Below are 11,496 nucleotides of genomic sequence, written 5' to 3' on the forward strand. Positions count from 1 at the left end.
CAACATCCTTACTTAGGCGTATTTAATTTTGATTGTGTAGATTGCCAATTTGAACGAATTAGCATTTCGAGTTCATCGACAACATCTTTGATATTTTCTTGAGCGCGCATTAACGATTCTCTACTCGCTAAACTATCAGACGCTTTTTGATCAAAAATGGTATTAAACGAGGATGAACTCGCGGTAATTGCTGAACTGTGATTAATAGGGTAACTCATAACTTGGCGACCAAAGGCACTTCTTACGTCTTTAACAATGTCACGTTGTGAGTGATTGCCTTTTACATAATTGGTAACCAAAAATTGCATAAAGTCCCAACCATCGTGACCAAGAGCTGCAACGGTATGATAAATCTCACCTAAACGTTTTAAATATTTATTATTAGCATCAAAGTCTACCGCTTCAGGATGAACCGGTATAAGCATCGCTGTAGAAGCCATTAATGCATTATAAAACATAAAGTTAAGAGTAGGCGCTGTATCAATTAGTAAAATATCAAATTCATCTTTTACTGGCTCAATAACACGTTCTAACAGCTTATGGTAATGGCGAGTTTGCTCATAGTTTGAGGTGTCTTTAAGCAAAGTTGCAGTTTCGTGTTCAAAATAAAAATCATCCATACCTGAGGGTAAAACACGGATATTAGGAATATGAGTTGGTAAAAAAGAGTTTGAAACAAATTCAGGCCAGGTTTCACCTTCTTCAAGATCAATGCAGTCACGCATTAAATCACCGACAGTAATTGGATCAGGCTCTGAAGACGGGAAAAAACTCGATGATGAACCCTGTGGATCTAAATCGACAATACCAATGCGGTAACGCTTGATGTTAGTAGTGGCAAGTGCTGCAGCAATATTAACCATGCTCGTTGTTTTACCACAACCACCTTTTAGTGAATTAATAACAATAACTTGGAGTTTGTCTGTTGGTGCACGATGATCGGGTTTTATGTCCATTATATCGGCCATGGCAAAAATATTAACCAACGTATAAGCGTAATGACCGTTTGCACCGCGTTTTATGTTTAAATCGTCAAAGTCACCATTGTCATGGCGTCTTTTTAAGGTACGATTATTACAACCAAGTAAATCAGCAGCGGCTTTTTGGGTGTAGGTTCTTAATTCTTTTTCTTCAGATTTAAGATGGGCGCGGTAATGTTGAATACGTCCTTCTAGTGATTTTTCAGCAACTTCTGCGGTTGCTTTCAAAAGTCGATAGGTATCTAGCGCATTATTGTTGATAGACATACTTTATTCCTCAAAGTTAGGCGTTTAGTATAATGTCCATTCAATTAGCTGTAAACAACTATTTAAGACGACATGTGTTTTAAATACATGACATCTAAAATAATTTTACGCCTTTAATATTGCTTAGTATAAATAAAGAAGTTTAAGTATGGTTAAATATATAAGGTATTAAAGGCTAAGGGCTTAAAATTAGCAATTAACTACATGATTTATATAAATAATGCTTAAAAAAGTGGATCAGCATTGTACGTGGTTAAGATCAGATCCTTAACTACTGGCAGATCACCTTTATACTAAGCAAATATTTAGCAGCTTAGTTACGCACAGGTTAAGCACTGAGTTACTCACAAAAGTATCGCTATAGATCATGTTTTTACTAAGTAAATTATAAAGTTATGCACTCACCAACAGAGATAATAAGCGGTTTAATTAGTATAGATCTGATCTGTAGTAAGTACAGATCAGATCTATGCTAACTCGAACTAAGCTTATCCACAGGCAACAAATTTTTTTGTTTAATTTGTCGTGCTAAATATCAAAAAAAACACTTTGCAATGGACAAATTTATTATTCAGTTAGTAAAAATTCGGTTTATTAAAGCCTTGTTAGTATAAATGTGATCTGAAACCTTCTGTTTTGACTTTTGCTTAGTAAAATACTGATCTGAGCATTTTATTTGAAGTCAGATCACTTTTATACTAACTTAAACATTTAACTTTTGTGGCTTTATGTGTTGTTATTAGCTGTCACAATAAAAACGGAAATAAAAACCATGAGCCGAAAGGTCAACATCTCGGTAGATAACTTGCCCGATACACTTAGGGGCCAAATTCACGGGGTGGAAAGTGCAATTGATAACGAAAGCCTAGCACTATTTACAGATAATAAAGATGTGCGAATTTCGATAGAAAATGCAGCCCATGGGTTACGCGCTTACTCTAACACATTTAACCATTATGATCTGTGGGGACGCTTTGTTCGCTCAGGACATAAAAAGCTGCCACTTGAAGAAGCCCCTAAAAAAACCATTATTACGCGTAAGATATCTGAGAAAGTAGACGGTATTTTATACGATGGTGAAATTAAAATAACACCGGCTGTGGTAAGTACTCGTAAAGATGGTGAAGACGTTGAATACCTAGTTTGGCCATCAGACAGAGAAGAAAAAGTTGAGCGTGCACTAATTCGCCTTGCTTCAAAAGGTAAAATAGTAAAAATTAATTTTAAGTCCGGTATTCAATATGCCGTTGTGTTTTCTATGAACGAATTAGCACAAGAACTTAAAGCGGTTGGTCAGTCTATGCCTTATCCGCAAATTAAAGAATCGCTTGAAGCATTGCAAGGTTCAAAACTTTCATTTAAATATTCTGCAACCGACACTAAAAATTCTGATATTGATGATTCGTTTTACGAGTCAAACATGAACTTTTTATCGTCTTTACACTTTAGCGGTAAAAAAGGCCAAGGCGGAAATGTTAAATGTGTGGCGTGTTTAAATGCGTTTGTTCATAACATGATCGATAACCTTGAATATAAGGGCTATTATTTTAATAGTGCTCAAGAATTAAAGCGCGGATTATCGCGTTGGATGATGTTACGTTTGTATCACTTATGGCGTTATGCTGCCCCAGGAAAAACGTATCATTTTAGATTGTTGTCTATTATGGAAAAATACGGCTCTATTTATTCAACCGATGATATTACCGAAAATAAATTAAAAGCACTGCGTCGTGATATGACCACCACGATGAAAGACTTAATTGAAAAAGGGGCAATATCTGAGTACAGCATTACCAATGTAAAAGATGATAAAACGGGTAATATTGTAGATTACACCTATGAAATGCATCCATCTGATCAGTTTTGTGATGAAATTCTGGCATTAAATAAACACAACAAGCGGATAGAGATACAAGGTGGTAAACGCATTGTTGAAAATGCAGTATTAATTGATGAAGATAAGTTGGAAGAAATTGTAGAAAAATAATTATATTAATTTTTACCAGTAGTTATATTAAAGGCCACATAATGTGGCCTTTTTAACATAATTACTTTGTTACTTGTTCTAAATATAAACGGTCTACCAGAAAGTCATACTCACGTTTTCGTGGATGTGATAACGGTTTTTCGTAACTCGGCAGTTGGCCATACTTCACATCGGGTTGTGGGTTTATAAGAATAAAAGGTAAGGCTGCACTAACATGGTAACGATTTTGAGCCGTGTATCTAACATTAACTTGTGGGCTAACTCGGGTAGGGCGCCTAATTCGTAATTTTTCTTTTTCACCTAAGCTGGCAACCCGAACTTGTTCTTGAGCAACCAATGATTGCCAGTTTTGCTGATCAATCATTCTTGGGTTTTTATACCCAGCGGATTTTTCAAGCATTTCAAGAGCCATCTTCTTTGTGAGTGTTTTAGTGGCGTGTTTATGCATCCAAGTAAAACGAACTGAAAAAGGGGATTCGCTTTCGCTATGAATTTTACGATAAGCGGCAAGCGTAATTAAATTTGGCATAGCATTATGCACGGCTTCAAATCGAGCATCATTATTGTCTATCGCTAAAATACAATTTTTAAATGCCGCTTTTGCATTATTAACTTGAGCAATGCGATCAATAATGGCTTGTTTGTTAGCATCTTGTATTATTAATAAACCAGGGTGGCGTTTTAATACGCGACTACTCAGCCCAGGCTTTTTATACATATCAGAAAAAGAATTCAAAATAGCCTTATGTGCTAGCTCTCCTGTAATTTTAGATACTGCAATCGACTCGGGAATTATATTTTCATCCACACTGCTTATTTCAGGTAGTTGATAATATTCGGCCTTAGCAAATCCACATTCTTTAAGCTCTTCAATTAACCTAAGCGTTAACTCATTGAGTAAATCAAACTGGCTTCTAATTTGTACTTTTGTAACCATAACACCACCAAGAACACATCTTACTATTACACCATTTTCGCAAATAACTTTTTGCTTTGGTAGTTTTATATTTAAATATTACTCAATTGTTCAGATTAATTTTATATTTAAATTAAGTATGATGTGTTCTTTGCTGTTGGTATGAACATTTAAATAATAATATTTTCTAACTTACTAATAGTTATATATAAACGCAGTATAAAGGAGTGGGTATAAGGGGTTTTGCGCCCATCCCCTCGAAATTAACCTTAGTCTAAATTTTTAAGCTTTTTTCTAACTCTAATTACCGTACTTCGACTAACTCCAACTGCTTCAGCCGTTTTATTAATACTAAATCCAGCTTCAGTAAACGAGGCAATCCTATCATGAGCCTCTAAATCAGGCTGACGACCGTGATAAAGTCCCTTTTGCTGTGCTTTTACAATACCTTCTTTTTGCTTACGTTCACGTTCTCGATATTCTTTATATGCACTGGCCGCTAATATTTCTAACAGCATATTATTAATAGCACTAAGTATTGATCTCATAAAATCATCACTTGGAAAACTGCCAAATGTTAAATGACTGGTTGGTAGATCTAAACTAACAACACTAATTCCTTTTTCATTTATTGAGGCTACAAGAGTTTTCCAATCATCAGGGCTTAGCCTTGTTAAACGATCGATTGATTCAACTAACAAAACATCACCGGACTCTGATTCATCCAATAAACGAATTAGCTCTGGTCTATCTAAAGAATTACCAGATTTATTTTCTATATAAAAAGAAGCAATTCGTTTGCTGAAGCAAGAAACGAATTTTTTTAATGAGCTTTTTGCTCTATTTGCATCTTGCTCAGAAGTTGATGCTCGTAAATATGCTCTTATGAACATTTTTGCCTAATTAGGTCTATTTAGATGGTGTCATATCATATAGGTTTATTTAAGTGGTGTCATTACGTAATTGCCTGTGATATATTAACAGTATCTTTAGGGTGTACTCATGTAGAACTGCATGTAATAACACTAATTTGGACTTTGATAATGAAAAAGGATAAACCATACATTGTTGTGGTTTAATATTGTTGTAACAACGGTAACTTTACTTATTTAATAGAAGAAAAAACAAAATCAATTAGCGATGTTTAAACTGGTATTCATTGATGGTCACTTTAATTAGATATAAAGTAAGTAAACAAAAAGTCAGTAAGGTAATTGATAACGTGTCTAAACGAACCATAAGTATGTTGGCTAAAGAACTGAGTGTAAATGTCGAAACAATTCGCTTTTATGAACGCAAAGGCTTAATTAAACAACCACCAAAGCCTATGCAGGGCTATAGACATTACCCGAAAGAAACGGTAAATAGAATACATTTTATCAAGCGTTCTCAAGAATTAGGTTTTACGCTAAATGAGATTGAAGGGTTACTTGCGTTAAACGATAGTCCATGTAGTAAAGTACAAGAATTAGCTAATAAAAAACTGATCGCAGTACAAAAAAAGATGGCTGACTTGTTGTTGTTAGAACACGCTTTGGAAGAACATTTAGGACAATGCCAAAATAATGATGACGATAGCCACTGCCCAATAATTGATTCGTTGCAACCGAAGTAAATGATTCACTTAACTACCATTTCCCACTAAAACAGCATATCCAATTTTACTTCTGCGCCTTAATTCAAGTTAGCTTATTCCCCGTATCTGTCGTAGCAGATTATCAAAGATAAATTTTTTATAAATCACCCTTGACTCCGTACTTAGGTACATGCAATACACTTGCATTATCACTTAATGAGGTATCTATATGAATCAAAAAAAATCAAACCTTCCAATGATAGGAGGCATCATAGCAGCATTAGGCGCAGGCGTATGCTGTGTAGGTCCTTTGCTCCTGTTATTACTTGGGGTAAGTGGCTCATGGATTGGTAATGTAACTGCATTTGAACCCTATAGGCCATTATTTATCGCATTTGTAGTGTTGTTGTTTGGTTACTCAGGTTGGAAAATTTACCGTCCTGTAGAAGAGTGTGAGCCGGGAACGGCCTGTGCAATTCCTAAGAAACAGCAACAACGAAAAGTCATTTTCTGGCTGAGCGCTATAGTTGCGACAATTTTAGTGACCAGTAATTATTGGATACTTTTGTTTGCTTAATATACAGATCAAGAAATTTATAACATTTTAAAATTTGGAGCTAATTATGAAAAAATTATTATTAACCGCACTGCTTTCACTTTCTAGTTTTGGTGCTTTTGCTGAAGTAAAAACAGTTACACTGGAAGTGCCAACGATGAACTGTGCGACATGTCCAATCACAGTTAAAAAGTCATTAGAAAATGTTGATGGCGTTGAAAATGCGAAAGTTACCTACAAGCCTAAGCTAGCTGTTGTTTCTTTTGATGACACTAAAACCAACATCAATGCATTAATTGCAGCGACTACCAACGCTGGCTACCCTTCAAATTTAAAAAGTGAAAATAAGTAATGTTTAGCCCCTTAGAACTAGTTACGCGTATCGGAGATAAAGCAGGCTCTATAGGTGCACTTGTTTCGGCAATGGGATGCGCCATGTGTTTTCCCGCGATAGCTAGTCTTGGTGCGGCAATTGGGATGGGATTTCTTAGTCAGTGGGAAGGGGTATTTATCAATACGTTGTTACCACTGTTTGCAGTATTAGCGCTGGCAATGAATATCTTAGGTTGGTTTAGTCACCGCCAATGGCAACGCACTCTCATAGGCATAACTGGACCTGTTTTAGTCTTATTATCCTTATACCCTTGGTTTCAATATGGCTGGAGTTCATACGCTACCTATACTGGGTTAGGACTGATGGTTGCCGTATCAATTTGGGACATGGTTTCTCCAGCGAATAAGCGCTGTGACGATGAAACTTGTACCGCTTAACGTTTAAAGAGGAATAAAATATGTCAACGAATAGTTGTTGCTCGTCAGATAACTCTCAGCCAGAACAGTTACATGTCGCCATTATTGGTAGTGGCTCAGGAGCTTTTGCCAGTGCTATTAAAGCCGCAGAAGGCGGAGCAAGAGTTACTATCATTGAGGGAGCTGATGTTATCGGAGGTTGCTGTGTCAATGTAGGTTGTGTGCCTTCAAAAATATTGATCCGTGCTGCACAATTAGCGCACCAGCAGCGTACTAACCCGTTTGATGGTTTAGAGAATATTCAACCACAACTTAGCCGCTCCTTATTAGCACATCAGCAAACTGCTCGCGTTGAAGAATTACGTGGTGCTAAATATCAAAGTATTTTAGAGAATAACCCCGCGCTATCTTTACTTAAAGGTTATGCGCGTTTTAAAAATGAAAATACCTTGCTAGTTCAAATGGCTGATGGTAGTGAAGAAGAGTTAGTTGCAGATCGCATTTTAATTGCTACAGGCTCTACACCAAGCATTCCACCAATTGATGGGTTAGTTGATACACCTTATTGGACATCAACCGAAGCTTTATTTTCTGACGTGTTACCAAGTAGTCTGGTTGTCATCGGCTCTTCTGTTATCGCACTGGAAATTGCGCAAGCTTATGCCCGTTTGGGTAGTAGTGTAACAGTATTAGCGCGACATACGCTTTTATACGCAGAAGATCCGTTATTAGGTGAAAAGCTGACTGAATGCTTTGAAAAAGAAGGCATTCGTGTACTTAACAATACCCAAGCAAATCATGTTTCTTACAGTAATAATGGGTTTTCATTAGAAACTAACGAAGGCACATTAACCGCTGAAAAACTGCTTATTTCTACTGGCCGTCATGCAAATACTGACAAGCTTGGTTTAGAAAATGTTGGTGTTGAAACAGATAAAAGTGGTGCCATTGTTGTTAATAGTATGATGGAAACGTCAACAGCTAACATTTATGCTGCTGGAGACTGCTCTAATATGCCACAGTTTGTCTATGTTGCTGCTGCTGCCGGAAGTAGAGCTGGAATTAATATGACAGGTGGAAATGCTCAACTCGACCTATCTACCATGCCTGCTGTTATATTCACTGACCCACAAGTGGCTACTGTTGGATTAACCGAGGAGCAGGCCATAACAGGTGGATTTGAAGTGATAAGTCGTGTTTTGGACATGGAAAATGTCCCAAGAGCATTAGCCAATTTTGAAACGGATGGTTTTATCAAATTGGTTGCTGACAAATCTACTGGGAAAATATTAGGCGCTCAGATTCTAGCACATGAAGGTGGAGAACTGATTCAAAGTGCGGCTCTTGCTATTCATAATAAAATGACAGTCGAAGAATTGGCAGGTCAACTATTTCCGTATTTGACGATGGTTGAAGGATTGAAGTTATGCGCTCAAACCTTTAGCAAAGACGTTAAAGAGCTATCTTGCTGCGCAGGGTAATCATTTAACGGTAATGTACTTACAGAAATGTTAATGGAGTGCCAATTGATTGAATGTAATCAAGATATCTTAAGGCATTCCATTAACAACACAAATTGGAAGCATGCTAAATCATGATTAAATCTAAGGTTGAAAACATTCCTGTTGGTGAAGTCAGTTTTTTGACAGAGATACCTGACATCAATAAGTTCATTAGTAGTGATGATGATGCGTTGGATTTTCCTTTGAGTATTTCTCAACTGGCACTAGCTGCACAAACATCTGTCCATACGGTAAGAAATTATGTTCTTGAGAACTTAGTACACTGCGAAGAAAAAACTAAGTCAGGCCATTCACTTTACGGCTTATGTGCATTAAAGAGATTAAAGTTCATTCGAGCAGCAAGGGCGGCAGGTCTTCTTGTAGTTGATATCAAGCCATTACTAATGGCAATAGATGCAGGAGAAAGAAAAGTTCCTGAAGACATCCAAAAGCTGCTACTTACTAAAATCGAGCATAGAAAAGTATTTTTAAATCTAGTAACAAACCAAATTGAAGAGTTTTGCAATTAGAACAATTATAGAACAGTTCACACCTTGGGGTTCTAGGGATTTTCCCCTCTAAAGTAACATAAATCGCCATACTCACCATATTTAAAGGCATACAAAGGTGGGTTACTTCTCCAAAGTATGGCAAATTATGAGGTTAACAACCCCTTAAACTTAATTTAATTCCTATGGCTATAAAAAACGAACTATCAATTCTTACCAAAGCTGAGCAGCTTGATCTATATTCTCCGCCGCTATTATCACTTGAACAACAACGATTGTATTTTACGCCAAACGAGATCGAGTTAACAGAGTTGAAAAGTATTCGCCTAAGGAACCACCGATGCTATTTCATTGCGTTATTAGGGTATTTTAAGTCTAAGCCTGTGATTCTTTCACCTAGCTTTAACCTCATCTTTGACGATATGCAGTTTATTTCAACGCAAGTTCAAGGAGGCAAAGGGATCAGGCCTTTCAGCATTAATAAGATGCAGCGTGACCGTATATATCAAAGAATACTGAGGTTATTAAACTATCAGAAATGGGACGAAAGTCTGCACTTTGCGCCGCTGTACGAACATCTTGTTATGGTCGGCAAAGCTTGGCTTGAGCCTCGTTATCTATTCGATGCAGCCGCTGAATATCTAGCAACGCATAGAATTGCCATCCCTAAATATACTGTCTTACAAAAGCTTATCAGTCGTGTTATCCAACAGGTCAAGAAGGCGTTAAATAATAAGCTTCGTATTCATGTTTCATCTGAACTACACGGATTTCTAAATACTATTATCGATGACAAAGATGGGCTCTCCTTAAGCCAGCTTCGAGCCGGTGCAAAAAGCGTTATGGTGACAGAGCTAAAAAAAGAACTGACGGTGTATCATCAGTTACAGCCTTATACAAGACAGATTGATAATGCTGTTAAGGGCTTAGCCTTATCGTCTAAAAACCAACAACACTTCGGTGAAATGGTGGATTATTATGGCAGTAAACTAAAACGCTTTAAGCGTCCACAGCAACACCTATGGTTGCTGTGTTTTCTGACTCAACGCATACGGCAAAGCCTAGAGCGATTGGCTGATGGGTTTATTCATCATATCCGTAAACAACAAGAAGCTGCGCATGCGTTTGCCCAACAGGCAGTGTTTGACTCATGGAGGTCAGCTGCAGACAATGTCACCAAAGCCGCAGAATTACTGCATCTGTTTGTTGATGACAGTATCGACGATAATCAACCATTTGCAACGGTTAGGCAACAAGCATTAAGTGTAATGAATAACCAAGATATAGAAACGCTATGCCTGTACTTAAAAAAGCAAAAACGCACGGTAGAAGAATATCAATGGCAATATTATGATGATCAAAACGGGTTAATTGAGCAGTTATTAAGGCCCGTGTTTCTATGTCTTGAATGCCAAGCAGGTAAAGGCTCAGAAGCATTAGTGACCCAGCTCAAAACCACAAAAACAGAACTATTAGCAGGTAATACATTGCAAACAATGGATAGTACACTTATCCAACAAAAACATCGTCCATGGTTAATTAACAAGGATGTTGTTCATCCACAGCGATACGAATGGTTGCTTTACCGTCAACTGGCTTCTCGGCTTAATGGTCGAATTTACTTATCAAACGTCACTAAATATCGTGCGCTAGAAGACGACTTAATTGCATCGTCAATACAGCCTGATCTATTGGCATCATCAACATTGGAAAAGCTAAAGCAGCCGATTCAGAAGCTACTGCAAGTAAAACAAATACGCTTAACAACATCCCTAGAAGATGTTGCTCGTCACATTGATAATGGTGATAACCGCAATGTGATCATGAAGAGCCGAAGTGGCACACGATGGCGACTGCCAGTTAAAGGCTCCCAATCACTTGTCAACAACCCTTTCTTTAAACAAATGATCCCCGTCAGTATTGCTGATGTGTTGCGTTATGTTGAACAAGAAACCAACTTTATGCAATGCTTCGCACACGTGCTGCCAATACAAAAACAAGTAGGCGCCAATCAGGATGATTTATTGGCTATTCTAATTGCGAATGCGACACATCGCGGCGTATATGGGATGGCACAAATATCTGATCGCAGTTATGAGCATCTAAGCACTATACAAGCTAATTATATTAGGCCTGAAACCTTGCAAGAGGCTAGTGATATCATCAATAACGCAGTAGCGGCACTCCCTATTTTCCGCCACTATCACATCCAAGAAGACGTCCTGCACGCCAGTACCGATGGGCAAAAATTTGAAACTCACCTTGAGACTTTTAAAACTCGCTACTCCTCGAAATACTTCGGCACCAACAAAGGTATTACGGCCATGACGTTAGTTGCCAATCATAGTGCGTTAAATGCCCGTATCATAGGATCTAATGAGCATGAGTCCCATTATATTTACGACTTACTACAATCTAATACTAGTGATCTTAAGCCAGATGTCCTCTCAACC

The 11,496-nt window shown here is 37.5% G+C and carries 11 protein-coding genes; 8 read left to right on the forward strand and 3 right to left on the reverse strand.

Translation table 11 applies throughout. The features are described from left to right. Positions 1–8: 8 nt before the first annotated feature. Complete coding sequence (locus P20311_RS06325) at positions 9–1,247, reverse strand: AAA family ATPase (RefSeq protein WP_008110834.1); 1,239 nt, start codon at positions 1,245–1,247, stop codon at positions 9–11. Positions 1,248–2,019: 772 nt separating this feature from the next. On the opposite strand from P20311_RS06325, the gene P20311_RS06330 reads away from it, so the two are divergent. Then, a complete protein-coding gene (locus P20311_RS06330; protein WP_013463357.1) occupies positions 2,020–3,234 on the forward strand; it encodes a hypothetical protein in 1,215 nt (404 codons plus the stop codon). A gap of 61 nt (positions 3,235–3,295) precedes the next feature. Here P20311_RS06330 and P20311_RS06335 read toward each other — a convergent pair whose 3' ends face one another. Both P20311_RS06335 and P20311_RS06340 read right to left on the reverse strand, forming a co-directional pair. Then, positions 3,296–4,171 carry a DNA replication terminus site-binding protein gene (locus P20311_RS06335; RefSeq protein WP_008110836.1) on the reverse strand — a complete coding sequence of 292 codons (876 nt, stop codon included), beginning with the start codon at positions 4,169–4,171 and terminating at the stop codon, positions 3,296–3,298. 248 nt (positions 4,172–4,419) lie between these two features. After that, positions 4,420–5,043 carry a recombinase family protein gene (locus P20311_RS06340; protein ID WP_008110837.1) on the reverse strand — a complete coding sequence of 208 codons (624 nt, stop codon included), beginning with the start codon at positions 5,041–5,043 and terminating at the stop codon, positions 4,420–4,422. Positions 5,044–5,312: 269 nt separating this feature from the next. Here P20311_RS06340 and merR point away from each other — a divergent pair, with 269 nt between their 5' ends. The 7 genes from merR to P20311_RS06375 all read left to right on the forward strand — a co-directional run. Then, entirely contained in the window at positions 5,313–5,765 is a 453-nt protein-coding gene (gene merR, locus P20311_RS06345; RefSeq protein ID WP_008110844.1) for an Hg(II)-responsive transcriptional regulator, read from the forward strand. 190 nt (positions 5,766–5,955) lie between these two features. Continuing rightward, on the forward strand, positions 5,956–6,303 hold the full coding sequence (locus tag P20311_RS06350; protein ID WP_008110845.1) for a mercuric transporter MerT family protein: 348 nt from the start codon (positions 5,956–5,958) through the stop codon (positions 6,301–6,303). 46 nt (positions 6,304–6,349) lie between these two features. Further along, positions 6,350–6,634 carry a mercury resistance system periplasmic binding protein MerP gene (gene merP, locus P20311_RS06355; protein WP_008110847.1) on the forward strand — a complete coding sequence of 95 codons (285 nt, stop codon included), beginning with the start codon at positions 6,350–6,352 and terminating at the stop codon, positions 6,632–6,634. Continuing rightward, positions 6,634–7,053: an organomercurial transporter MerC gene (gene merC / locus P20311_RS06360; protein ID WP_008110850.1), complete on the forward strand. Its 420-nt coding sequence runs from the start codon at positions 6,634–6,636 to the stop codon at positions 7,051–7,053. The genes merP and merC overlap by 1 nt, the downstream gene beginning before the upstream one ends. Positions 7,054–7,073: 20 nt before the next feature. Further along, the gene (merA, locus tag P20311_RS06365) at positions 7,074–8,513 is read left to right on the forward strand and encodes a mercury(II) reductase (RefSeq protein WP_008110852.1); all 1,440 of its coding nucleotides are present in this window, start codon (positions 7,074–7,076) and stop codon (positions 8,511–8,513) included. 113 nt (positions 8,514–8,626) lie between these two features. Continuing rightward, positions 8,627–9,064 (forward strand): MerR family transcriptional regulator, encoded by a 438-nt coding sequence (locus P20311_RS06370; RefSeq protein ID WP_008110853.1) that lies wholly within the window; start codon positions 8,627–8,629, stop codon positions 9,062–9,064. Positions 9,065–9,228: 164 nt separating this feature from the next. Continuing rightward, positions 9,229–11,496: Tn3-like element ISKox2 family transposase (locus P20311_RS06375; protein ID WP_036984911.1), on the forward strand; the 2,268-nt coding region annotated here is incomplete at its 3' end.

The organism is Pseudoalteromonas sp. BSi20311 (assembly GCF_000239875.1).
GTDB lineage: Bacteria > Pseudomonadota > Gammaproteobacteria > Enterobacterales > Alteromonadaceae > Pseudoalteromonas.